Raw genomic sequence first — 23,870 nt, 5'->3', positions numbered from 1 at the left:
ACGGAATTATAGGATCGCCAAAATTTTTTGCGGAATTGTCGGAAGGCGCCGGCTTTGACACTATGAGGACGGCAAGCGTTTCGGCACGCCCATTATGCAATTGTTGCGAAGTGAATGGCGTTCCGGTCGGGGCGTCGGCGCAATCTTGCATGCGCTAAAATTGTGCCGTTGTGTAAGTAAGTCGATTAATGTAGATAAATTAATTGGGTCTCGTGCACCGCGACAGGAAAACAAATGTCAGCTATCTCCGCCGTGCGTGCTGGCGATTTTTTAGGCGCAATGGGCGTCGATACGCATATCAACTACACAGATAGTGGCTACAGGAACATCAGTGCGGACCTGGCTGATCTAGGATATCTGGGCATAAAGGCTGTCCGCGATGAGGCTCCAAATCCCGACAATGACACATTAGGACAAATCCACCTTGGCAATGCAGCCGATGCCGGCATAAAGTTTATATTTTTTGCCAGTGGCACGGACCCGCTTTTGCTGGTGCAGCGGCTGCACGATTTCGCTGCGGCACATCCCGGTTCAATCATCGGCATCGAAGGCCCAAACGAAGTCAATAACTTTCCTGTAACATATCTCGGTTTGACCGGCACGGCCGCTGCGGAAGCTTATCAGAGTGCGCTATTCAATGCAGTAAAAGCCGATCCGCTACTCAAAAATATTCCAGTTATCGGCTTTACGGGTCCGTTTACGGCGTCTCAGTCGGATTGGGATAATGCACATCCATATCCCAAGAATGGCGATGAGCCGCGCGACACGATCCTATCAGATGTATCTCAGCAAGAGGCCGCTGACCCGGGTAAGCCTTTCGTGTTGACCGAGACTGGCTACCATACCTCCCTGACGGCATTTGCCGCAGGCGGATGGGAGGGAGTCGATGAGAATACCCAGGCGAAACTTCTACTAAACACGTACATGGATGCGGCGCAGCTTGGCGCAAAGCAAACGTTTATTTACCAGCTCCTAGACGCGTACCCTGATCCTAGCGGTGCCAATCAGGAGGATCACTTTGGCCTTTTTAGGTTGGACAACTCGCCGAAGCCCGCAGCTGTCGCGATCCACAATCTAACAACCATTCTGGGCGACAGCGGAGCTAACGCAAATACATTTAGCTCGGGGGCACTTAATTATTCAATCAGCGGACTTCCTTCGACCGGACATAACTATCTCACTGAAAAATCGGATGGCTCGTTTCAAATCATGGTTTGGAACGAGCCGGACGTGTGGGACCAGCTAAACGATCGCGCTATTGCGATATCGGCAACCAATGTGACCGTAAATCTCGGTCAAACTTTCACCACCGTGGAGATTTTTGACCCATTGCAGGGCTCAACGCCAGTACAGGCGTTGCATAACGTATCGACGGTCGATCTCGGCTTAACTGATCACCCGCTCATAATCCAAGTGTCGGCGGCCACAGTCCAATCGTCCAGCTCAACAATCCTTACCGAAATTGGTAACAATTATTATCTCAAAAACAGCAGCACCGGGGCGGGGCCCGAGTTGCAATTTAACGGGGCAGCAGTTGTCGCGGGCGAGTTTGCTGGTTGCGTACCGATTGGTGCTGAAGCAACGGCTACGGGCTACGAAGTTGCCTGGAAGGCCGTGGACCAAGATCTATATACGATCTGGAATACCGACAGCAACGGCCATTATCTTGGCAACGCGACCGGCGGCTGGATGTCAGGAAGCAGCTTGGAATCGTATCAGCCCAGCTTCTATCATGAGCTAGTTGGCGATGGTGTGACCGGGCCCCAGCCTACCATTCCTCCGAGCGTTGCGATTTCCAGCACTGGCGGCCCCGTTGGTCAAGCGATCCAAACCATTTCCGGAACGGTCACTGCCGGGGGGGCCGCGGTCGGTACCACCGTCGATCTCTATGACAACGGCAGCACCACGCCGCTGGCCATTGCGACCGTGCAGGCCGACGGATCCTGGTCCACCAACGTCACGCTCGTGGGCGATGGAAGTCATAGCATCGTGGCTGAGGATACTGACGCCGCCGGCAACATCGGCAGCAGCGCTGCGCTCGACTTTATCCTCAAGACTTCGCCGGTCACTCCACCGGCAGGGTCAACGGGCTTGGTACAGATCGGTAACAATTATCAGCTCACCGATAGCAGCTCTGGGACTGGACCGGAGTTGCAATTTAACGGGGCAGCAGTTGTCGCGGGCGAGTTTGCAGGTTGCGTACCGATTGGTGCTGAAGCAACGGCTACAGGGTACGAAGTTGCCTGGAAGGCCGTGGGCCAAGATCTATATACGATTTGGAATACCGACAGTAGGGGCAACTATCTCGGCAATGCAACCGGCGGTTGGATGTCGGGAAGCAGCTTTAAATCGTTCGAACCCGTCTTCTACCAAAACCTTGTTAATGATGGCGTGGTCGACCAGATTATTAATGCTGGTGGCAAACTCGAATTGGCCAACAGCGATTCCGGATCAGTGACATTCAGTAGCTCGACCGGGATGTTGAAGCTCGACATGCCGTCGACGTTTACCGGACAAATTGTCGGCTTCACTGGAGATGGCACTCTAGCAGGATCCGATCAAATTGATCTCGTCAATATTGCGTACAACAGTTCAATACAAACCAATTCCATCTATAATGGTTCTACTGGCGTTCTGTCGGTGAGCAATGGATCGACTGTCGATGTCCTGCACTTCGTTGGCAGTTATTCTCTCGCTAACTTTTCGTTTGCGGGCGATGGCGCTGGCGGAACCATAGTATATGACCCACCCACGGTCGAGCAACCGGTAGCCGCAAGCGCTAATAGCGCTATGGTCCATATCATCGGAACCGACGGTAGCAGCGGTCTGAATGCTGGGGACGGCAAATCATCTGGAGTTGATTTGGCTAATTTTGTCTTCGCGCCGAATTTTGGCCAAGCAACAATTTCAAACTTCAAGCCAGGAACAGATACTGTCCAGATCGATCACGTAATCTTTGCAAAAATGGACGCGTTGTTGGCAGCGACGAGCGAAGATTCGCATGGCAATGCCGTCATTATGGATGCCGCTCACGACTCCATCACGTTTCAGAACATCAGCGCAGCACACTTGCTCGCGCATCAGCTCAGCTTTCAATTCGTGTAACGCTAGATCTAGACGTTCTTGTAACACACGCATTGCTTTGCGTGTCTCTCACGAGACGTTGCTGCATTGAGCAAGTATGGGGTTCATAGTGCAGGCTTAAATCACCACTCGCGCCCCTCAGGGCTCGAATGGATTCTGCATTCGAAAGGCGTCTCGTAGAAGATGAGCCGACCGCCAAGGCTGGGTTGCGCGCACCGCCACGCTTGCCGGCACGTCAACGACGTCGGGACGATCCTGCTCGCTGGTGTGCACGGTTTTTTTGAAGCTGATGCCCCTCACCGGCAAAGAAGCGCGACAGCATCGACTTGTCGGCTTCGACGCCATGCCTGCGAAGCAGTCGCTCGGCGATCGCATCGAGCGTCAGATCGTTCTCCTTGCGCCGAAGTTCCAACGGCCAGTCCCGATGCGGCTTCAGCACAGAGCGCGGGTCCCCGCCGGTCGGCAAAGCTGCAGTGCGCTGCGTCTCCTCGAACGCCTTCACCCAGCGGATCGCGCTCGCGATCCCGACCCGGAATATCCGGGCCGCCTCGTTCCGCGAAAGGCCATCCTCAACGACGGCCTTGATTACCCGTATGCGAAGAGCCTCTCCATGCGCCATCCCTGTCGGCCTCCTCCCGGCCTCAAGGATGAATCACGGTTCGCTCCCTTTGGGAATCCCTGCGATTCAAGTCGACCCCAACATGCTCTAGAAGCCGATGCCGAGCATCAACACGAAGTCACGGCGGCACCAGAATCCTCCACACGCGAGATCGGGGGGTATTGCAGCAACGCGTGTAACTTGGTGGACGCGCGCAATCGCCCATCGATCGTGCAGGGCGTAGTGCTTCTTAGAGGGCTTCACTATCCCTTGATCCGCGAGGGCCGGCAGGACCGCAGATAGAACGAGCGGCATCGATACAGCCGCTGCAAGCATCAACGAACAAACCCGATTCATCTCCGCTCCTCCTCTTGGTACCGGCACGGGCAATACTCCGACCGGCTCGCAATCCTTTCAGAACCCGACGCCGATGATGGTGCTGTGGCCACCGCCGCCGCCACCGCTCACGATGCTCGGTCGCGCAACCGCCTGCTGGCGGGCGCGAGGCGCATCGTTCTCGGGCTTGGCACGGCGAGCGGGCTCGCGATCGGCATCGCGATTGGTCTGCTTTTGGCGCGACTTGTCATCGTCGCCGCTCTTGCGCGAGGCGGTCGCAGCCGACGCCGGATTCTCGTTGGCGACACAGACATCGCCCTTCAGGGTCTCGTCGCTCTTGCACTGGATCGGACAGACCCGTGTCGCGTGCTTGGCGAGTTCGCCGACCAGGTCCTGCGTCACACTGATCTTGTCGGGCTCTACCTGCTGGCCTCCGATCAAGAAGTAACGACCAAGCGCAGCCTTGGTCGAGTCGCTCAGCTTGCCATCCGGCTTGCCGGTCAGGCAGCCGAGCCGGACCAGCTCAGTCTGGGCGGACGTGACGAGCTGCGGCGAATTGGGCTGCGTGGCCGCCCGCTTCACGGCCTCGGCATTGAAGCGATCGATCGCGGCAACGACCACTGGCCCGAGCCGGTCGCAGGAGACCGTCTTCAAGAATGCCTTGAGGTCGTCGATGCCGGTACCGTCACTGCCCTTGGCGATGATCGCGTCCAGCCGGGCCTGTTGATCTTTGCAGGCGGCTTCCTTCGCCGCCGCGAGGTCAGCCAGCCTGCGCGCCTCTTCGGCTTCCTTTGCCTGTTTATCGGCTGCCGCTTTTGCTGCCGCCGCGGCCGCAGCGGCGCGGTCGCGCTCGGCCTGCTCGGCCTTCTGCTTGGCCTCTTGCGCCTTGCGCTCAGCCTCGGATAATTTGGCCAGCCGGTCGGCTTCAGCCGCTGCTGCACGTCGCTCATCCTCGATGCGTTTCTTGTCGGCTGCCGCCGCGGCCGCGGCCGCCTTGACCTTCTCGGCTGCCTCGGCCTCGCGCGCCCGGCGCTCGTCATCTTCCCGCTTCTTCTGGGCGGCCAGTTCGGCCTGCTCGGCCTCCGCCTTCCGCTTGGCCTCCTCGGCAGCCTGTCGGGCGGCCTCGCGGTCGGCACGCGCCTTGTCCTCGCGCTCCTGGATCGCCTGCTTCAAAACGTCGATGCGCTGTTGCGCGGTGATCGCAAGCGGCGCGTCGGGAAAGCGCTTGATGAAGCGCTGGAGCACAGGAATGTCGACGCTATCCTTGATTTTGTCCCACTCGATCTGCTCCTTCGTCGGTGGCGTATCGCGGGTCGGAGACGGCGTCTGCGGATAAGCCGCGACCTGGATATTGGCCTGTGGCTGGTTGCCGAGCGCCTCCACCTGCGCACGCGCCAAATCCGCGTAGAATCCCGTTGGATGGGTCGCCAAGAAAACTTCCCACGCCCGCTTGGTGCCGATCCTTTGCACCAACTCGTAGTCACCCTTGACTTCATTGACAGGCGCCTCTTGCGGCACGATCGGGGCCGGCACCAGCGAGATCGTGCCACCGCCGAGGGCGCCATACACATACGGCTCCTGCCGATTGGCGGTCGACTTGAGGACCTCATCCCTGACCCGGCCGAAGGCAAGACGCACATCAAGTCCGGGCACAGGCAGATTCTTGAGAATCGAAACCGTAAACGGACTGTGCTCGCCGTCGCCGTCATCTGCCGTTGACCCCGCCTTCGCCGCGTATGCGATCAGCGTATCCGTCATGGTCGGCTCGACCTTGCCCAGACCGCTGCTGACCGCGCGGGTAACAACACTCCGCCGCTCTCGCCGCATCGTCCCAACGAAGGGATTGTCACGGCAGGCGTCGAGAATGACAAGGCGCAGCCGCTTGGCGCCGTCGGCCGAGGAGACCATCCTTTCGAGCGGGATCGCTTCGTCGTCCGCGTCGCGATCAGAGGCCAACTTCGCATCTACTGGGATCAGATAATTGGTGCCCCCGATCTCCAAACCATGTCCGGCGTAGTAGACCACCGCGATATCAGCCTGGTCGGCCGTGGTCTCGAACTTGCGGATCGCACGCTTGAACTCGAGGTTGCCAACGTTGATCAGCGTGTCGACAGTGTCGAAGCCGGCGTCGCGGAACATCTTTGCGATAGAGCTCGCATCGCGCGCAGGGTTGGGCAACTGCGGAACCGACTGATAGCTCGAGTTGCCGACGACCAGCGCGACGCGGCGCTCCGCAAACGCGCAATCGGGCGCCAAGACCACCAACGAGAAGGTCCCGACAATCGTCGCCACCGCTGCGGTAAACCGCCGGATCATCGAACATTCCGTTTTGGCGAGCAAACAGCACCATACCGAGCCGCGAGGCGAAGGTTGGAGGCGGTCGGCCAGTCCGAAATCAATAATTGATGTCGGACTTTATCGTCGAGACCATTGTCTCGCAATGTGTCGAAACGCCTTCACACCAAGGTATTTTCTCGATCTCGAAGAGTTGCGTGACACAAGTCACAATGGTCGTGGCTCAGCGACTGAGGCAGCCCGCCGCACAAGTGTCCACAGCCGTGTCGCATTGAACTCCTGGCAACGTGATTCAAGTCACGCAAGCGGTAATGAAAGACCGCGTCTCCGTTTCGAAATGTTGCTGGCCAGATACACCGCGCGGAATTCACAGGCGCTGCTGACCAAAAACGAAAGCTCTCAGTTTCGCAGGCCAAAAGGGTCAATTAGGCTAAGCCCAATATTTTCGATTCCGATTTTTGGGGAACTGGTTATGGGCTCGTTTGTGAAGTGGGCTGGTGGCGCGGGGGTTGCGGCGGTTTCCACCCTGCTGTTGGGGGCATCTTCGGCCTTGGCGCAAAACTGCGCGACGACACAAACCCTCACGCCTATCAACAACATCGGCACGCTGGCAGTGCCTACGAGTTCCGCTAGCGCTTCCATTTCGGCGGCCATCGGTAACGTCAACACCGCATTCCTGACGCAGCAAGGCAGCGCGTTCGTGTCGGCTCCGGCAAACCCGGCGCCGGATCAGCCCGGCGGGGGCGTGTGGGCGCGCGCCGTCGGCGGCCACGTCAACATTAGTTCTTCTTCTCAATCCTTGGGTATCTCGACGCAGGGTGGTGCGGTCGTCAACACCGCCTCGACGAATTGCTCCACCTCGCAGAAAGAGAATTTCGCCGGCGTTCAGGTCGGCGCCGATATCGCTCGGCTGAACTGGAGCGGCTGGAATGTGCATCTCGGCACGACCGCTGGTTACCTTGGTGCCAAGACGTCCGACGATGCGGGTTTTAGCAACAAATTCGAGGTGCCCTTCTTCGGCACCTATATTGTTGCTACAAAGGGTCGCTTCTTTGCAGACCTGATGGTTCGCCAAGAGTTCTATAATGTCAGCTTGAACAATCCGGGCTTCGCCTTTGCGAACCAGCCGATCGGAGCGCATGGTTACTCGATCGCGGCGTCGACCGGCTACAATTTCGACTTGGGCGACAGCTGGTTCATCGAGCCGTCAGCCGGCTTCATCTATTCGAAGACGTCCGTCGACAACTTCACAGCGCCAGGCGTGGGTGGTGCGAACTTCACCGGCATCACCGGCATCATCCGGACCAACGACGTCGAGAGCGAGATGGGCCGCCTCAGCTTGCGCGGCGGCAAGACGATCGCCACACCCAACGTCATCTGGCAGCCGTTCGCGTCTGTGAGCGTTTTCCATGAGTTCGCCGGCAACGTGACGTCGAACTACACGTCCCTGAACGGCCTGTTCCGCGGCGCTCCATTCACATACAATCAGACAACGACAACCTCGCGCGTTGGCACCTACGGCCAGTACTCGCTCGGCGTCGCTGGCCAGATCGTCAACACGGGTTGGCTCGGCTTTGTCCGCGTCGACTATCGAAACGGCTCCAATATCGACGGCTGGACCGGCAATGCCGGCATCCGCTACCAGTTCTCGCCAGAAACCATCGCCGCCGCGATCATGCCGACCAAAGCTGTCAAGATGGTCAAGGCGCACCCTGTTGCGATCACTGCGTCGAACTGGACGGGCTTCTATGTCGGCGGCTTCTTCGGTGGCTCTGCCGGCCGGACCGACGTGAGATTCGGCGACCCCGCAACCGACACCACCCGGCCGTGGACGACCGGCGCTCTCGGCGGCGGACAAGTTGGATACAACTACCAGTTCAGCAACGGCTTCGTCCTTGGTGCGGAGGGCGACATCGGCGCGGCCAACATCCACGGAGCGCGTACTGTCGGCACGAGCCTCACCATCCCCGGCCTGACCTCGGCTTTATTCGTGGCCGAAGACAAGACGAACTGGGTCGCCACTGCAACGGCTCGTGCGGGTTATGCCTGGGGACGCGCCCTCCTCTACGTGAAGGGCGGTGCGGCTTTCGAGAACGGCAAGACCAATGCGACCTGCTACAATCCGCAGGGTCCGGCCGTTGCAACCGTGTGCGCGAACGCTGCAGGCGTCGTGTTTGCAAGCGGCACCGGCTTTGGGGTTTCGAACAACCGCTTCGGCTGGACGGTTGGTTACGGTACCGAATTCGACCTTGGCAAGAACTGGTCGGCGAAGGCGGAATATGACTACCTGTCGTTCGGGCGCGACCGGGCTCTGTCATCCGACGGCACGACAATCCTCTCGACCAAGGCAGACAGCATTAGTCAGGTCAAGGTCGGCCTCAACTACCGCTTCGCTCCGCAGGCGGTGGTTGCCAAGTACTGACGACAAGTACTGACCGATCGCAAATCACGTGACATGAAAGCCCCGGCATCGTCCGGGGCTTTTGTTTTAACAAATTCGAACGGCGCTCTGGGCTCGATCCGTTATCAGCCGTCTACCCTGACGGCCTCGTGGCTGCTCTTCCGATGTGGCCTAACTGACAAGATGGATGGCACCGACCAAAGCCATGCGAGACCGCTTTTTCGAAAGCTACGTCGCGCTGGCGTCGAAGGTGCGCTTCACCGGCCGGAGCAGATGCTTGGAAAAATTTCTGATGTACTCATTGCGTCTGAATAGACCGCACGCCACTGCCTCGATCAGGTCGCGATGCTTAGGAAACACCGCCTCATGGTCGATCACGACGATGCTCGTGCGACCCGCGAGGTCCATGAGAGCTCCGTTACTCATTTCACAAGATACCGGCGTTCGGCCTCTCATCATGGTAAATCGGTAGAACATGCGCTCGCCGTGATAGCCGATTGCGTCTCCGCGGGTGAGAACAGGCTTCGCCTCAGACATGCCCCCATCCGGCAAGATAAGCCGGAGCAAGATCGATGCGCCGCAAAGGACCGGCGCGATCGTCAGACGCGCCTTGACCCAAACAAGAATCTCGATCTGCCCGACCATGGACAGAGAAACGTGGGCTCGAAGACGGGTCTGCGGTCCGACGACGCTTATATCAGGGGTTGGGTTTGGGGCCCCACCGTTGCGAACTCGATAGGGCTCGCCAAGATGGATATTCAAAATTCGATGAGGCCGCGCGGCAACTGGCCAGCTTAGGACACAGCGCCTCCCAGTTCGGCGCGTCTCTCCTCGAACACGCGCACCACGCTCCGAAATTGGGGACGGGGCAACGCCCGCTTAATATCCATTGCTGCCCTCCACAGCTGAGCCCAATTTGCGTCAGGCCGAGCGACAAGATGTCCCCAAATGGCCCTTCAGCGACCTCGGGAGACGTCCGCTTTCCCGCCGCTCCCAGGGATTGAGCAGACATCAGGCGGCCAGCCACGCAATAAGTACACAGCCGTGCAGCGATTATTTGCTCTTAGGGCTGGGACGAATCCGTTTCCGGCCCTTGGCTAACGGCTTTGGCGCGGCGGCTCCCTTGGGCGGTTCAAGAAAGAATTCTGAGAGCCGAACACCTAGCGTCTCGGCGAGTCGCTCGAGCAGATCAATGGTTGGATTCTCCGTTTGTCGCTCCAAGCCGCTCATATATGAACGATCAATCTCAGCATCATATGCCAATTGCTCTTGCGGAATACCGCGAGCGACGCGGATTCGGCGGACGTTCCAGGCCACAAGCGCACGAGCTTTCATGCGCAAAAGCAGCCATCGTGTAGACCATCAAACCACTGTCTATAACCGATATATTCAGATACTTTGTCCTGGGTTTCCGTCGAATGCCACGAATAGATATGAATGGACCGCCTTTAGATCCTGATGTCGTGGATGTCGCGCCGAGCGAGCCGGCGCTGACGCCGTATGACGAACACCATGTCGTCACGTACGTTCGCCTTCTGCAGGCCGAGGGCGAGGGGGCGGACTGGCGCGAAGTTACTCGAGTGATCTTGCATGTGGACCCCGAGCGAGATCCGGACGGTGCGCGGCGCGCATATCAGAGCCACCTTGCGCGCGCCAAATGGGCGACGGAGCAGGGGCGCCTCTTGCGCGGCACTGACTCAAAATAAAGGAAAATCGCCGGCTGATGACTTGCAGGGCGGAGGTATATTCTTTTGCTGACCGGTGGTCATTCCGATGCACCACGTGGTGCCAAACTAAGGACTTCCTAGAACCGCTTCGTTCATACCTATTGAGCCGCAATTGTTGTTAGCTGCGTGCAATGGGGCGGAAGCAATGCTTGAATTCGACTGGCGGTCGCCGGAACCCTATAGGAGCCTACAAGACGCGGAAGTCACCGACATCGCCTGGGATGTCTGCGCCGCAACGCGGATTATCGACGTGAGTACGAGGTGATGACTGCCAACAGTCCGAACGGCGAAGTGACTGACGAATTCAGGAGGAAATGGGGTATCTGCTTTCGCCCGTGACCCGCAGAGGTCCTTCGACGAGCAGACCATCTTCTGGGCGCCAGAGGTTCTAGTCTAGCGGCGGTCGTTCCGATCAAGGTCGCAGTGGCCGACGACGGCGTGTCGTCGTATCAGCCACTGCTCGACCTTACAGCAGGCCAGGTGCGCCGCGCTGTCGACGGCTGGCAGACCGTGGTGCGCATCGGTTCAGCGGACCAGCGCATTTGGTCCAAAGACGCGCCAGTGCTCGGCGCGTCATATGCGGCCGAACTGTCGTTTGACGGCGATTTCGACGCGCGCGCGTATGCAGCGCGCTGGCTGTGGCACGCGATGAGTGGACGCGCGCCGGGTCCTGCATTTCACACGCCATCCAAGCAGCGGCGCGAACGTCTGGCGGTGTAAGCCGCACACGTGCACCCTCTCAGGGACATTGAGAGGCGCAATGCTGGAGAACCGGTCGAGACGCCCGCGTCTGCTTATGCGTCCCCTGCGGCTGCTTCAGGCGAACGGGAAGGCACGCTACGCGAAGCCTTCGAAGGTGGAGGAAAGAGCGCGATAGGCCTGAGGCACCGTGCATGAGTACGGTCGGGCTGTGGAGATGTTCATTCAACTGCATGGGGATCTTGTCATTCGGCAACTGCGGCGGGCCACCCGCCGCCCCGATGACTCATCGGATCCGACCGGGCGGGTAAGGAAGACCCCGTCGGCACGCAAGATTGCGCGGTTTATGACAATCAAACGCGATCAAGTACCCAGGGATCAGGGATCGATCATGGCCAAGATTGCGCACGATGTCCCACCGTTGCTCGAGGCCCGCGACTTGGTCGATCGTTTCCACGAAATGATGCGCCAGCAAAAAGTTGCCGACCTCGATCCATGGATCGCCACCGCGCTCGACAGTCCACTCAGCTCATTTGCCAAGGGCATCATGGCAGATCACGATGCCGTTCAAGCCGCGATCATCTAACCATGGTCCAACGGTCAGACCGAAGGACAAATCACAAAGCTCAAGCTAGTGAGCTTTACATAGGCGAATGGCCGCCCCAGGCCTGGTCGGCCGCCTGCGTTTCCGTCAATGCGCAACAAATGCCAGAGTGACCATGATCGACATAGATCAGACATCATTGATACCAGCGCGCACGTTGGCGAAACCCCAGGATCCATGACCGGGCCCCTGCTACGCATCAACGTTCGCGGTCCCGCGCCGGCTCCACATCCTCGCACGGCCTAAAGCGATGCGCAGAACGTAGGCTCGTGCGCGGATCGCGGCAGGGGTGCGCCCTAGATCTTCCGCGATGCCTTCTGGGGAACGACCGGCCATAAGCTCGGCACGTATCGCTGCGTCTTCAGCGTCGGTCCATTTTCGTCGGATGATGTCCACGGATGCAATCCGGTCAGATATAAATCGAATAAGAGGTAGGCGCGAAACGACACCTCTGAGATCGAACCGCAACTACCAGCCGTTATCAAGACCATATACTGGACGCGCTACTCAACTGCATGGCATGGCAGAATTCCCATTCACGAGACGATATGCCCGCCGTGAGCGCAGCATCCTGCGGAGCTTCACGCAATGAAGCTGCAGCAAGGACAGCGCTAGCAAGCCCTCAATTTGATTGCTTTACACCGATTGTCTTCTGGAGCTCACGCGCAATCTGGCGCGCGCCCTTACGGTAAACTGCATTGCTAAACTGAGTAGCTGGGCTGAGGCCGCAGCGCCATTCTTGCCGGGTCACAAAAATCATGAGCTTCAAGTCTTGTGGCCATGGACCCAAACTAAGCGAAGCCTGATCCTTGATAAGCCCTGCAATTTCTTCTGGAGACATAAATTCACTGATCATCAAATAACACCGGTCGGCTCTTTTGCGGGCAACCGCCTTGGGTTGCGATCAGGGCCGCGCCGACACCGCGCGGGGCGAACCGCGGATAGGTATTTTCGTAGCGAGGCCCTGATAGAATCGCGAATTGGAAGGCAGCGTCCAGCTCACTTTGACAGCATGCTGCATGAAAGTTGGCCCACACCGCCATGAAGACCCGGTAGGCGTCTGCATGAGGTCAATTTTCGCGCGACGACGCATGCAATTGAAAACCATGGCTCCTTGCTTACATCTTGGCCTAGCACGACGGTGCAGGTCGCGACTGCTGTTGTATTGATATGGGCTGAAGCCACAAACGATTTGGCAAGTGCGATAAATGCCCATCGCCGATGCTAGCCACACGTTGGCGCTGCGAATCGCAGCCGATGTGATTGGCATTCACCGAGAGATCGGATATTGTCGGTCTGTGTTGACTTAATGTGATCTAGCGGCTCGCTGAACAGCATTTTCTCTGGCAAAGCATTTTCAAAGAGGCGTTCATGCGTCTTTTTCTCGTAATATTTGCTCTGATTTTCTCTCCGCTCCTTATGCGAGCCGTGCGGCGGAAAAAGCGAAGCTAGCCAGCTGGATCGGCGGTTGGTTTAGCCACCATTGGTCCGGCAGGTGTGACACCGAGCACAACCACCAATGTCTGGCCAGATCCAGCAGGACTTTGCAACGAAGATTGCGACATCGACTACGAACATCTCCAACGCTCGCAATCTACGTGCCTCTGCGTTGGATGCCTGTAAGAGCGATGCGGGATGCCGTTAGGGGAAGCGATGAAACCTTGGCAGGTGCGAGACCTCACTGTTGGCGATCGAATCCGCTGGCAACGAACCGCCACCGTGGAGGTCGGCGTCATCAAGGAGCGACGCCTGTTCGGTGTTATCGTCGAATGGTCCGACGGTCGCACAACCGAAATGTTTTTCAACGAGATGAAGAACGTTGAGCGGGAGGCGCCGGCCCCTTGATTGAAAAAAAGACTTGCTCGCTCATGTTATGCCCCTGGAGAATAAACAACCTTCCTGGCAAACCCCTCACTGTACGGCCGGATCCGAGCGGCGGATCACGCGATGGGAGCAAGAGGATCTGCTCGACGCCGTGCAGCAGCGGCTCGACGCGAACCCGCTCGCAATGCGCCTTCGTCGCGAGACTATCGAGTATCCGTTCGGCGCGATGAAGGCGCGCATGGGAGCGACGCACCAAAACCTTCCAAAAGGAGCCGCTGAGATGGCCCTCCCGCTGTTGGCCTATAATCTGACCCGAGTAATGAATATCCGAGGGATCAGGCCGCTGATTGCGGATTTTTACATGGCCAAGACCCATAGCTGACTTGCCGTCCGACACCACGGCCTGTGAGAGCGGCTACGGCCGCCAACCTCTGCTGGCCGACAATATGCCGTGATTGCGACCGGGGACGTTGAGGTTATAGTTTTTGACTGTCGACCAATCCACCTTGGATTTCAGCTCCGCGATCGATTCCACATTTACGTTCTCGTATACCTGTACAGCAAAGAGCATGCGGCGGTCGGGATAGGCGCTAGCCAGTCGCGTGATTATGTCGGTGATCGGCGGTTCGGTCCGACGCAGATCAAGACCCTCGATTTCGTCGAGAGCATTGCCCCGCGGCGGTGCTACGAAGACAATCAAGACGTCGTGCGTCGGCAGGTCAAGCCTGTCCAGGACCACGTTGTAGTCGCCTTGTATGAGCTCGATCGGACGATCGAGATCGGCAATGTTTTGCCTAGTGAGTTGATAGACGCTCGGATCGAACTCGAACGCAAGCCCCCGCGAACACGGAACGTCATGCAGTATCCAGTAAAGCGTATTGCACGATCCCGCGAAGGGATCGATGACCGAGAACTTGGTCTCGGGCGGGAATGAGGCCGCGATCGCTGCGATGTCGCGGCCGATAAGATCGGCCAACGGGTCGCGCGTGCATTCAACAGCCGTTCGACCGAGCAAGCGTACACCGCGCGCGTACCATTGTGGCGGCGTCATACTATAAAGGCGAACGTAGTCGGGATCGGAGAAACTTTCTGCCCCGTATCGCTGCACCTCATTCAAGGTGAGCACCTCGTTGCGCTTGCGGCCGTGCAACAGCAACGCCCGGTCATATAGCGGCTCTTTGCCGGACCCTTGCGCGGTGCTTTCCTCCATCGCTCCCTCCTACGATACGGCGACATGATTGTGTCGCGGCTCCGAATATTGACGGGGGGTCAAAGGCCGCGCCGATTCACATTCATCAGCCTCATGGATCGGCGCCCCTGCCGGAATTGCCGTGAGCTATAGGCGATTCGTCAACTGCCGGGTCTCGGCAGGATGGCTTGCTCGGTGCCGTTGCTGCGGGCGACAATGTTGGAGCCGCGCATGCCACACGCTGTGCAGACGAACCGCAGCTCGAGTGGCGAGATCCGGAGCTCGTCCGGCCATCGGTCGACGTACTCGGCTGTCAGCTTGACGTTGTGACTGCCGCGACGGTCCTGGCAGAACACATTCAGATCACGCGCGCCCGTTGACCGGAGATCGCCCAGCGTAACCTTCCGTAGGCGGCCATCAGGTTCGGTGCGGTCCTTGCGTCTTGTATCGCCTCACATCGGGCCATCGAAGCGCGCCGCCGGCGAGAGTTAAATTGTCGATTACTGGTGGCAACGGCGTCGAACCGCTGCCGGTCCGGCTGTGGAAAGAACAATCGTCAGACTGGTGGATCATTCCGTGGTACACATCGAACAGTCGGTACCTGCCGATCGCAAAAAGCTATCTTAAGCTGGCCGCCGGCTCATGAGGCCAGCGGTTTTCTTCCAATGCGGCTCGAATGACTGACGCTAACCGAATGCTGCTGGCGCAGCTCAATATCCTGGAGCGCCTCTCAGGCCTAGCCGAAACTAAGCGTACGTCCACGCGTAAGGCTCGGCTCAAGATTGAGCGCCTTAAGGCACGGCTGAGACGCATTGAACGGGCTACCCGGCGATCGGACCCGGTTGGCCGCACCTAAGTTGAGATTCGTCCGCCCTCGGAGCACATGTGAGCTATTGCGCTTCGTAGGGGGGCGCTGCTGCCGCGCCCAGTCAAAAACTCCGGGTGAGAGAAAGCCAATTTCCTCCCGAGTTGCTGGCGCGCGCCGATAGGGTAATCGAGTGAGACGCGCGTTCTCTATGGCCCACAGCTGAGGTAAGCTCGGATGGGCGATGTCAGCTGTGTAGAGATCAACGCCTCATGTGCGATGCAAACCCGCGACGGCCAGTGAACGCCGATCACCCGGTGCGTGATTCCTTCGTGCAACATCGCCAGCCTCGCGCAGACGCCCGGTCCAACAAACTGCCGACCAGTTCACAAGTCGCCGGTTTGTCCTCGATTGCGAAGGGCGACGTTTAACGATTTACAAATTTGATCCGCTTATTGTTCTGCGTCGCATATTGGACTCGGCGCGACGCATTGGCTGAAGCCCGCTAGCTGACGCACCTGGCGGGCTTCTGCATATTCATTTTAGGTTTCACTTGGGCGGAGCTGACGATGAGGTGCGAGAAACCTCGGCAGTGGACCGACGCCGAGCAGAAGTTGCTGATTGAGATGGCCACTGAGGGAGCAAGCGCCGTCCAGATTGCGAGCGCGCTGCAAAGGTATATCGCCTCGGTCAAGCGGGTTGCGGAAACCTTGGGCATCCAGCTCCGGTGACGACGCTGGCTGCCGTTCACGCGGACGGTTTTTTCCTTTGGGCCAGCCCCCGATCAAGCCGCGCATAATTCACGCGAACATAGTCGCCGAACTGAGCGCTTGCTCGCGCGGCACTTGCCCTGGCAGCAGCCGGCGCGATGGAAGATCGTCGAAATAGAAGTAGCAACTGTGGCGCTTCGTCAGTCAAACGTACCTCGAAGCTGCCGCGGTCTGGCACGGCTTCGTGCTTGATGAGACAGACAGTCATGCCGGCATCCAACCGCAGCGCCGACGAGAGTCAAATTGTTGATTAGCAGTGGCTCGGAACGTCAGCGAGGTTCTGCAAACCGTGAGTGTTTAGAACTCAATCGGGCTCGTCACCGCTTCGATTGACCGACGCGGCCTATCTGTGCATGAACATCCGTCATGCGAAGACTCATATTTGCTGCAGTTGTGCTCGCCATTACTTTGTCGAACATTTCGTTCGAGTGGGGCAACGCGTACCTTGTCTGCCTGTTCGCCGTGATCGCTGGCTACGCGGTCGATGTGACCTACGTGATTGTCTATCATCGGCATGCCGCCCGAATTAGGCGCGCTGTGCACCGACGAGGACCGGGAGGCGCTCCTCCGCAAAGGCGGGTTTTCCAAGTCCGAGACCTCGAAGATCATCGAGACCGTCTTGAGCGAGGAAAACCGCAAGCCGGAAAGCAGTGAGCGCGTACCGGCCGCCGGATCGAGCGGCTCGGCATCGATCACTCGGGCTGGCCCCGAGTCTTTTTCTTGGCGCTTGTGGGCGGGCGAGTGAGCAGGTCGGCGGCCTCAACACCTAGGCTGCGCGCGAGCCGATCGACAACGTCGATACCCGCCGCATAAACGCTTCGCTCGAGTGCACTGATATACGTGCGGTCAATTTCAGCACGATGAGCCAGTTCCTCCTGTGACAAACCACGGGCCTGCCGGAGCTTCCGCAAATTGATTGCGAGTATCTCGCGTATATCCATACGCGAGAGAGCATGTCCTTGAAGAGTATTTCTCCACGGAGTATTCTCTACAAAACGCCGGCCGGACGGCTCCCGCGACAGTCTTAACGCTTCTGCTCCATCCGGCGCGCATGTTAGAAATTGTCTAATCTAAGGCGCGGAGTTTTATGAGGAAGTCGCCGCTCGACCCAGACGTCGCCGATGCTGCGCCCGCAGATCAAATTCTCACTGCCTACGATGAGCGGCATGTGGTGACCTACATGCGCCTTCTGCAGGCCGAAGGTGAGGGGGCGGACTGGCGCGAAGTGGCTCGAGTGGTCTTGCATTTGGACCCCGAGCGAGAGCCGAACCGTGCGCGGAGCGCATATCAGAGTCACCTCGCGCGGGCCAAATGGGTGACGGAGCAGGGGCGCCTCTTGCGCAGCACTGGCTCCAAATAGATGAAAATCCCCGGCCGGTCTTCTTGCAGACAGAACTATTTTCTTTTGCCGACCGGTGGTGCTTCCGGCGCACCACGTGGTGCCAAATTAGGGTCTTCCTACAACCGCCTCGTTCATCCTTATTGCGCCGCAATCCTTGTTACCTGCGTGCAATGGGGTGGAAGCAATGCCTGAATTCGACTGGCGGGCGCCGGATTCCTACAAGAGCCTACAAGACGCGGAAGTCACCGACATCGCCTGGGAATGTCTGCGCCGCAACGCCGACTATCGGCGTGAGTACGAGGTGATGATTGCCAAAAGTCCGAACGGCGAGGTGACTGAGGAATTCAGGAGGAAATGGGGTATCTGCTTTCGCCCATGACCCGCATAGGTCGTTCGACGAGCAGACGATTTTTTGGACGCCGGAAGTTCTCGCGGCGGTGGTTCCGGTCAAGGTCGCAGTGGCCGGCGCCGGCAGCGCGCCCTCTCAGCCACTGGCTTGACCTTTCAGCTGGCGAGGTGCGCCGCGCTGTCGACGGCTGGCACGCTGTGCTGCGCATCGGTGCGGTGGACCACCGCATTTGGTCCAAAGACGCGCCAGTGCTCGGCGCGTCATATGCGGCCGAACTGCCGTTTGACTGCGATTTCGATGCACGTGCGTATGCAGCGCGCCGGCTGGCGAACGCTTCGAGGTCTTTGTCCGGACGTCACCAATTTCTACCGCACTGTACGCAGCATTCCGGCAAGTTCATCAGCTGAAGAGCGTAAGGGCAAAGCGCAAAGCGAGATCACGACAACAAAACCGGCATCGCGAGTCGATGGCTTTGCTGCCTGTTAGAATAGATGTCTCTGCGAAGATGCAGATCATCGGCGCGAAATATGAGGCACACGGTGAGCGACGCTATAAAGGCAAGCCGTTTGGATCACCAAGGCCCCGGCGCGCATCAGGGAGTTTATCTCTGACTTCTACAGGGACAATCCCGTCAAATCGTACGGCGACATCAGGACGCCGTGGTCCCTCGATGTGCCAATCTACGAGGGCGGGGTCGCAACCTTTGCTGACCGCGCGACCTGCGGCATCTGGGACGAGGTTGCTTTGTTGGGAGTCTAATCCTATTCCCCCCTGCGGTTGTCAAATCAGGAACATTGAACCTTAACAAAGTCGATATAGACCAAACTCTACCGGGGTTTTGCATCTTTCCCCCTCGGGGCTGGAAAGCCGCCGCTCGCGACAATTTTAAGCCGGCGGCGTTTTTGCTTCTGCCACCTGTACATTTCCACCGTGCAGAATCTTGCACAGGTGAGCGGGTGGCATTTCTCAGTTTTACAATCACTGATTAGCCCATTTTAAGGAGACCTTAATCCGTGTCCGTGATTGTACGGGTATATTTTTGATTGCGGAAAATTTTTCATGCAACTCATTTCGACGCGAAAATATTCGTTCATCGCCGTTGAGTCGCTCGCCGAATGTCAGGCGTGCGGCAGCCTTTTTAGGGGCGCCGAAAACGAGTTCGTCTTACACATGCATTCCGACGAGGCCGCTGACGAAGAGCGGTTGATCTGGTTGGATAGCAGAGCAGCGCTGCTTTGGATCAACCAAACGCGTGACGAATATGGAATGAATTGGGAGTGATCCCTCGTGGTCGAGACCAGAAGAGCTCCCCGCCATCGCGTTTCGAAGCCGGCGCAGATCCAATATGGCGCCAAGCAGACGACCTGCGTTGTTCGCGATCTTTCCGTTACCGGTGCCGCTCTGCAGCTTTCCGATGGAAGCGCAACAGTTCCCGGGGCGTTCACGCTGATCGTTCCTGAAGACAATCTGACGCTGCCGTGCCGAGTAGTCTGGCGAGGTCCCTTCAAGATCGGCGTAACTTTCGACCTGCCTTAGAGCGCCTCCAGCCCGACGAAGCGAGGGCTCGAAGGAAAAATTTACCGCTGTCCCAATTAGCAAAATCGTAATTTTCACGTGTCACCCTCTTTTCCATCATGACGAAAGGCATTTTCGCTCCTGTCTTTGCGCTCGCATCGGCAATCGCCGGCTAGCTTGCGGCTTTCCCCGGCAAAGCCGCCGGGTTCGAGGATTGCCATGATCTCAAAACTCGACGGTGAAGTCGCGCACGTTCAGCGGGAAATCGAAGCCAGGAGACGGTATATCGACGACCAAGCAGCGCTGATTGATGTCCTTGAGCATGACGGACACGACGTGCTCGAACAAAGGAAGGCCCTCGCAAAGGCGCGCTCGGATCTAGCCGTGCGGATCGCACGCCAGTTTCGGCTGTTAGAGCAAATTGCGAACGATGATCCGCCGGTGCACGGATGAGGAGGTGACCTCATGGAGGAGCGTCGCAGGGTAGAGCGCACAAACGCCGACGAGATCGCTTACATTTCGGGTGACGGCGCCAGCTTACGTTGCCGCGTGTTCAACATATCGGATAAGGGCGCGGCAATTGAACTCCCGACAAAGCGGTATATCAGGTCCGTTTTCCGATTAATGTTGGAAAAGGATCGTATCGTTAGAGATTGCCGCCTGGTCTGGTCGAGTGGCAATCGCGTCGGTGTCGTCTTCGTAGATGAATCCTCGGAGGAGGGGGCTCCCTGACCGTGAAAACACTGAAAGTGACATCTGGCGGGTGCAATGGCGTTGGGCGTTCTTGGCCCATCACCGTCGCAGGTCCGAGGTCCGAGCTTTCTTTTGAGAGCTAAGGAGTTTTGGGAGGGGCGGCATTTGCTCGGGAGGAGCTTCGATCGTCTGCTCGGGAGAGGCATCGACTTCCTCTGCCCTCCTATCCCCAAGCAACATGCCCAGAGAGCCGACAACAACAAGCAAAAGTTCCTGCAATCATCAGCCAGTGCGGTAACTTCAACGCTGAAAGCAGTAGCCACGCGGTGTCCACCAAATTCGCTATCCGCCAATCGCCCCACTGTCCGAAGACCTTTGGTACTGGGCTTAGCAGGGCCCGCCGCTTCATGCTGGCGGCGGGCCGCGCTTTCGATTAGGCAAACTACCGCTGGTGTCCTAGACCAATTCCAAGGTTGCGCGCCTTCTGCCTCAATGACCCCTCAGAGCGCTTCATCAGCTTTGATAGCCTTGCCACTGGAGTACGGGCTTTAGAATGCGCCTTGAGTAGCTTCACGTCGTCTTTCGTATATTCCTTGCGCTTGCTCTTCGTCTTCTTTGCCACTTGATTTTCTCCGGCGTGATCACGCGCGGGATTAAAGTGATCATGCGAATGCGTCAAGCACAGGTGATGTGCAGGGCCGGGTCGGCCCAGCGGGTGGGGCACCAGTCACGCTGGTGGATCGCTAAGCGCCCGGCTCAGTCCCTCAGGCGCAAAGATCGCCAGCTGCTGATGACTCGCCGCAGGTGGCTGAACCGGTAACCCGACGTCAACGGCTATCGCTATATTGTTTGTTATCGCGGATCGGGTGACAACTGCCGCGACATGTATAGGCATGGAGACCCCGCCGGCTCCCAAGTCGGCGGGTTTTCTTTTGCCGGAGCGGCCCTACAATAGGGCTGCTATGTCGCGCAACACAAACCGCAACTTGCCGAAATTGGCCGATCAGTCTGTTGGCAAAGCCGAGCTGCTTGCTGGTCGACGGGTAGTTGTTGCCGCATCTGCTGGGCCTCGGCTCGGCGGCAAGCAGGGAATGATTCTGGCGCCGGGGGTGACGGCCAATCAGGTTAGGGTGCGGCTTGATGGGGCCAAGACATGCATTACTCTGCATGTTCGTTACGTCGACCCGCTGACGAATCAGTAGGGGAAATTGCGAGCGCCGACCAAGCACCGTCGGCGCCTCAAGCGATTAGCAAACGGCCCGCCGGTTCACTTGGCGGACCTTCTCGTTATGTCAGGCAGGACACGATCGCCAGGACGAAGTCGGCGCTTAGGTCAGCCGAATAAATCGCAAACAAAGCGCCGACGCCAAGAGCAAGCGCAATCACTTTAAGCGTAATCATTTTGAAATCCCCTCTCGCAATGGCGAGAAGTTAGGCCGCGATCGTTTCCGGCGTGCTTCGTGAACTCAGCAAACGATTTCGTGCACGTGGTCGTGATGGAGCCGGGTTTATCTAAACCGACGTAAAAGGCCGCAGCGGGGGACCACTGCGGCCTCACTGTTGAAAAATCCGGGTGAAAACGATCTAAGTGAAATATGGAGCCAGCCCCGGTAAGCAGCAGCCTACCGCAGCTCTGCCGCAGTGCAATGTTATTTATGACACAGTTGGAAACGTATTTAATTCGGAACCGGTGAGGGAGAGCCCGCCGGGGCTGGCTGCTTGGCGGGCCCTCAACCTCGGCACCGAGCCGCGTATGTCCCCCACGGCCCCGTCCCAAAATCCATCCTGACCGATTCTTACTAACGAGCAGCAAATCTCAGCCGAATGGTTGGGGCGAGGATTTGCTATCGAATCTGCGATGTTGGGAGGGAGGGCGGGCCGCCGACCCTGGGGTAAAGCCGGCGACCCTGGCCAATGACTACATGGTCTTCGTGGGTACTGGGTGGGGGCAAAGACCTGAGATCGATTGGCAAATCGAAGCTAAGGCTCAAGGAGCCAGTCAGCAAGTTGAGATTCGGATTAATGTAAATTTGTTAGGTTAAATGGGACGTGCACTACGGCACCCATCAGCCGCGCGCAGAAGGAGCACGTCTACCGCGCCGCTCGACCTGGGCCTCGCGCCAAGCTTCATTGATCCGTGCGAACCGGTTCGACGAGCTCGATCTTGCGCATATCGCGGATGAGCTCGACGACTTGGCAGGCAACCTTTCCGCCGGCTCGAAGACCTCTTCCCGGTGCTGTTTGACCACCGTGCCAACACAATTCGGAAAGGCTGCCTAACCGCTCTATAGAACTCTGATTATTCTGGTTACTCTGACTACTCCTCTAATGAATAACTGGAGTAATCGGAATAATCGGGTTTCTCTTAGAAGGGTGACCGGGAGCCTCATTACCGCAGGTCGGTGGTCATGCCTTTAGAACCGGCTGGCGAGGCCGCTGGTGAGTTTGAGGGCTCGGGCGGTGTTGGGCAAGGTCACTGTCGTTCAACGTGTCACGGCCCGCCGCTTTGTTTGGCGTAGACGGTTCGAATGGCTTCCAGTATCGATTCCATGGAGGCAAATCTCATTGCATAATCGGTACGCCCGGCGAGTTTCGAAACGGTCTATCGAAATTCGGCAAGAACTTTTGGTTAAGTCGAACTCGGTACGTTGCCTTTATTTTTTTGAGGGTACGCAATTGCAGCAACAAATAAGTGAACTTCGCAAGCAAATTGAGAACCTAGAGATACTGCTCGATGTGCTCGAACGCGATGGCCATATCGTTGAAGCGGAACGCGCGAAGCTGCAGCTTAAAAAAGCTAAGCTGGGCCGCCTGACTGCGGGCACAGGCTGGCAAGCGTCGTCCAACTAGCGCACTAGCGCCTCAATTAGGCCGGTCGCGCAGCTTCGCGATGATTTGGCGCAGGTCGTCAATGTATTGCGCAAGCAGTCTGCGTGCCTCATCCAGCGGAGGTAGCTTCTCCTCTCTGTCGGGCGGGCGCTCTTCGGGAGGCTGCTTCATGCCGATAAACGGAGCGCGTCTAGGAACGCGCCCTTTGGGTTAGATCAAAGGAAATCATGCCAACACGAGCAAAGCAATTCCGGCCCGCCCAATGGCGGCCGTATAAACGACCGACCTTCAACAGCGACGCCTTCTACAAATCTGCCGGCTGGCGCGCCTTACGAGCCGCGTGCCTGCAGCGCGACGGCAATCGGTGCACGGAGCGGTTCTGCACCACCCCGACCGACAGGCTGACGGCGCATCACATCGTTGAGCGCGGTACGCCCGGTTCGACCGATACCTTGGCCAACCTGCGTACCCTGTGCATGCGGTGCCATAATCGGCAGCACGGCCAGCGAGGCCGGCGCGTGCTGTGAGAAGGCTCACGCGCGGCGCCATCCGTCGCTTAGGGGTAGGGGGCGTAGATTCGCTGGCGCGAAGGCCCTGTTGTCCGATCAGCCGAAGATTCCATGTATCCACAAAATGGGGAGATTTAGCGCGTGTACTCATGTCGGCTCCTGAGGGCGAGCGGAAATCTTGTAGTGGGCCAGAGCATTACCGCTTGTGACCCTGGCTGTGTGAAAAGCCACGAGTCGGCTACGATTCCTCCGTTTCCTGATGGAGGACACGGATGGGACGCTTCGTTGAAGGCGCGGACAG

At 58.1% G+C, this 23,870-nt stretch carries 24 protein-coding genes; 15 read left to right on the top strand and 9 right to left on the bottom strand.

All coding sequences use genetic code 11. The features are described 5' to 3' along the window. Positions 1-234 precede the first annotated feature (234 nt). Complete coding sequence (locus tag M2427_RS39540; RefSeq protein ID WP_280712173.1) at positions 235-3,105, top strand: Ig-like domain-containing protein; 2,871 nt, start codon at positions 235-237, stop codon at positions 3,103-3,105. Between the two features lie 214 nt (positions 3,106-3,319). On the opposite strand, the gene M2427_RS39535 is transcribed toward M2427_RS39540, so the two are convergent. Both M2427_RS39535 and M2427_RS39530 read right to left on the bottom strand, forming a co-directional pair. After that, positions 3,320-3,703, bottom strand: a complete 384-nt coding sequence (locus M2427_RS39535; RefSeq protein WP_280712172.1) for a helix-turn-helix domain-containing protein — start codon at positions 3,701-3,703, stop codon at positions 3,320-3,322. Positions 3,704-4,096: 393 nt separating this feature from the next. After that, the gene (locus M2427_RS39530) at positions 4,097-6,334 is read right to left on the bottom strand and encodes a caspase family protein (RefSeq protein ID WP_280712171.1); all 2,238 of its coding nucleotides are present in this window, start codon (positions 6,332-6,334) and stop codon (positions 4,097-4,099) included. A 316-nt stretch (positions 6,335-6,650) separates the two neighbouring features. On the opposite strand from M2427_RS39530, the gene M2427_RS39525 reads away from it, so the two are divergent. Further along, positions 6,651-8,735, top strand: a complete 2,085-nt coding sequence (locus M2427_RS39525; protein WP_280712170.1) for an autotransporter domain-containing protein — start codon at positions 6,651-6,653, stop codon at positions 8,733-8,735. A gap of 207 nt (positions 8,736-8,942) precedes the next feature. Here M2427_RS39525 and M2427_RS39520 read toward each other — a convergent pair whose 3' ends face one another. Then, positions 8,943-9,359, bottom strand: coding sequence for a DUF1488 family protein (locus M2427_RS39520; RefSeq protein ID WP_280712169.1), 417 nt, complete (start codon positions 9,357-9,359; stop codon positions 8,943-8,945). Positions 9,360-9,767: 408 nt separating this feature from the next. Further along, positions 9,768-10,049, bottom strand: a complete 282-nt coding sequence (locus M2427_RS39515) for a helix-turn-helix transcriptional regulator (RefSeq protein WP_280712168.1) — start codon at positions 10,047-10,049, stop codon at positions 9,768-9,770. Positions 10,050-10,147: 98 nt separating this feature from the next. On the opposite strand from M2427_RS39515, the gene M2427_RS39510 reads away from it, so the two are divergent. From M2427_RS39510 to M2427_RS39495, 3 genes are all read left to right on the top strand, one after another. Then, positions 10,148-10,420 carry a DUF2285 domain-containing protein gene (locus tag M2427_RS39510; RefSeq protein WP_280712167.1) on the top strand — a complete coding sequence of 91 codons (273 nt, stop codon included), beginning with the start codon at positions 10,148-10,150 and terminating at the stop codon, positions 10,418-10,420. Between the two features lie 444 nt (positions 10,421-10,864). Beyond that, positions 10,865-11,161, top strand: coding sequence for a hypothetical protein (locus M2427_RS39500; RefSeq protein WP_280712166.1), 297 nt, complete (start codon positions 10,865-10,867; stop codon positions 11,159-11,161). A gap of 196 nt (positions 11,162-11,357) precedes the next feature. Further along, complete coding sequence (locus M2427_RS39495; RefSeq protein WP_280712165.1) at positions 11,358-11,726, top strand: hypothetical protein; 369 nt, start codon at positions 11,358-11,360, stop codon at positions 11,724-11,726. A 640-nt stretch (positions 11,727-12,366) separates the two neighbouring features. On the opposite strand, the gene M2427_RS39490 is transcribed toward M2427_RS39495, so the two are convergent. After that, positions 12,367-12,600 (bottom strand): hypothetical protein, encoded by a 234-nt coding sequence (locus M2427_RS39490; protein ID WP_280712164.1) that lies wholly within the window; start codon positions 12,598-12,600, stop codon positions 12,367-12,369. Positions 12,601-13,397: 797 nt separating this feature from the next. Between M2427_RS39490 and M2427_RS39485 the strand changes: the two genes are divergently transcribed. Both M2427_RS39485 and M2427_RS39480 read left to right on the top strand, forming a co-directional pair. Further along, a complete protein-coding gene (locus M2427_RS39485) occupies positions 13,398-13,589 on the top strand; it encodes a hypothetical protein (protein WP_280712163.1) in 192 nt (63 codons plus the stop codon). 13 nt (positions 13,590-13,602) lie between these two features. After that, on the top strand, positions 13,603-13,950 hold the full coding sequence (locus tag M2427_RS39480; protein ID WP_280712162.1) for a hypothetical protein: 348 nt from the start codon (positions 13,603-13,605) through the stop codon (positions 13,948-13,950). 33 nt (positions 13,951-13,983) lie between these two features. Here the strand turns inward: M2427_RS39480 and M2427_RS39475 are convergent, their stop codons facing one another. Together M2427_RS39475 and M2427_RS39470 are read right to left on the bottom strand one after the other, a co-directional pair. Further along, positions 13,984-14,778 carry a hypothetical protein gene (locus tag M2427_RS39475; protein ID WP_280712161.1) on the bottom strand — a complete coding sequence of 265 codons (795 nt, stop codon included), beginning with the start codon at positions 14,776-14,778 and terminating at the stop codon, positions 13,984-13,986. A 1,531-nt stretch (positions 14,779-16,309) separates the two neighbouring features. Beyond that, positions 16,310-16,540: a hypothetical protein gene (locus M2427_RS39470; protein WP_280712160.1), complete on the bottom strand. Its 231-nt coding sequence runs from the start codon at positions 16,538-16,540 to the stop codon at positions 16,310-16,312. A 291-nt stretch (positions 16,541-16,831) separates the two neighbouring features. Here M2427_RS39470 and M2427_RS39465 point away from each other — a divergent pair, with 291 nt between their 5' ends. Then, complete coding sequence (locus M2427_RS39465) at positions 16,832-17,077, top strand: hypothetical protein (protein ID WP_280712193.1); 246 nt, start codon at positions 16,832-16,834, stop codon at positions 17,075-17,077. Here the strand turns inward: M2427_RS39465 and M2427_RS39460 are convergent. Beyond that, positions 17,025-17,273 carry a helix-turn-helix transcriptional regulator gene (locus M2427_RS39460; protein ID WP_280712159.1) on the bottom strand — a complete coding sequence of 83 codons (249 nt, stop codon included), beginning with the start codon at positions 17,271-17,273 and terminating at the stop codon, positions 17,025-17,027. The two genes, M2427_RS39465 and M2427_RS39460, sit on opposite strands and share 53 nt — an antisense overlap. A gap of 146 nt (positions 17,274-17,419) precedes the next feature. Here M2427_RS39460 and M2427_RS39455 point away from each other — a divergent pair, with 146 nt between their 5' ends. The 6 genes from M2427_RS39455 to M2427_RS39430 all read left to right on the top strand — a co-directional run bounded on the left by M2427_RS39455 (position 17,420) and on the right by M2427_RS39430 (position 20,270). After that, entirely contained in the window at positions 17,420-17,692 is a 273-nt protein-coding gene (locus M2427_RS39455; protein WP_280712158.1) for a DUF2285 domain-containing protein, read from the top strand. Positions 17,693-17,858: 166 nt separating this feature from the next. Continuing rightward, the gene (locus tag M2427_RS39450) at positions 17,859-18,053 is read left to right on the top strand and encodes a DUF6499 domain-containing protein (protein ID WP_280712157.1); all 195 of its coding nucleotides are present in this window, start codon (positions 17,859-17,861) and stop codon (positions 18,051-18,053) included. Between the two features lie 1,029 nt (positions 18,054-19,082). Then, positions 19,083-19,304: a hypothetical protein gene (locus M2427_RS39445; RefSeq protein ID WP_280712156.1), complete on the top strand. Its 222-nt coding sequence runs from the start codon at positions 19,083-19,085 to the stop codon at positions 19,302-19,304. A 6-nt stretch (positions 19,305-19,310) separates the two neighbouring features. After that, positions 19,311-19,559, top strand: coding sequence for a PilZ domain-containing protein (locus M2427_RS39440; RefSeq protein ID WP_280712155.1), 249 nt, complete (start codon positions 19,311-19,313; stop codon positions 19,557-19,559). A gap of 198 nt (positions 19,560-19,757) precedes the next feature. Then, on the top strand, positions 19,758-19,991 hold the full coding sequence (locus M2427_RS39435; protein ID WP_280712154.1) for a hypothetical protein: 234 nt from the start codon (positions 19,758-19,760) through the stop codon (positions 19,989-19,991). Between the two features lie 12 nt (positions 19,992-20,003). After that, a complete protein-coding gene (locus M2427_RS39430; RefSeq protein ID WP_280712153.1) occupies positions 20,004-20,270 on the top strand; it encodes a PilZ domain-containing protein in 267 nt (88 codons plus the stop codon). A 403-nt stretch (positions 20,271-20,673) separates the two neighbouring features. Here the strand turns inward: M2427_RS39430 and M2427_RS39425 are convergent, their stop codons facing one another. Beyond that, the gene (locus tag M2427_RS39425; RefSeq protein ID WP_280712152.1) at positions 20,674-20,853 is read right to left on the bottom strand and encodes a hypothetical protein; all 180 of its coding nucleotides are present in this window, start codon (positions 20,851-20,853) and stop codon (positions 20,674-20,676) included. Between the two features lie 2,054 nt (positions 20,854-22,907). Between M2427_RS39425 and M2427_RS39420 the strand changes: the two genes are divergently transcribed. After that, positions 22,908-23,081 carry a hypothetical protein gene (locus M2427_RS39420; RefSeq protein ID WP_280712151.1) on the top strand — a complete coding sequence of 58 codons (174 nt, stop codon included), beginning with the start codon at positions 22,908-22,910 and terminating at the stop codon, positions 23,079-23,081. Positions 23,082-23,870: the final 789 nt, after the last annotated feature.

Source organism: Bradyrhizobium sp. BR13661, from assembly GCF_029892425.1.
GTDB lineage: Bacteria > Pseudomonadota > Alphaproteobacteria > Rhizobiales > Xanthobacteraceae > Bradyrhizobium.
Note: the sequence above shows the minus strand (reverse complement) of the source record. Positions and strands in the feature narration are given on the sequence as shown.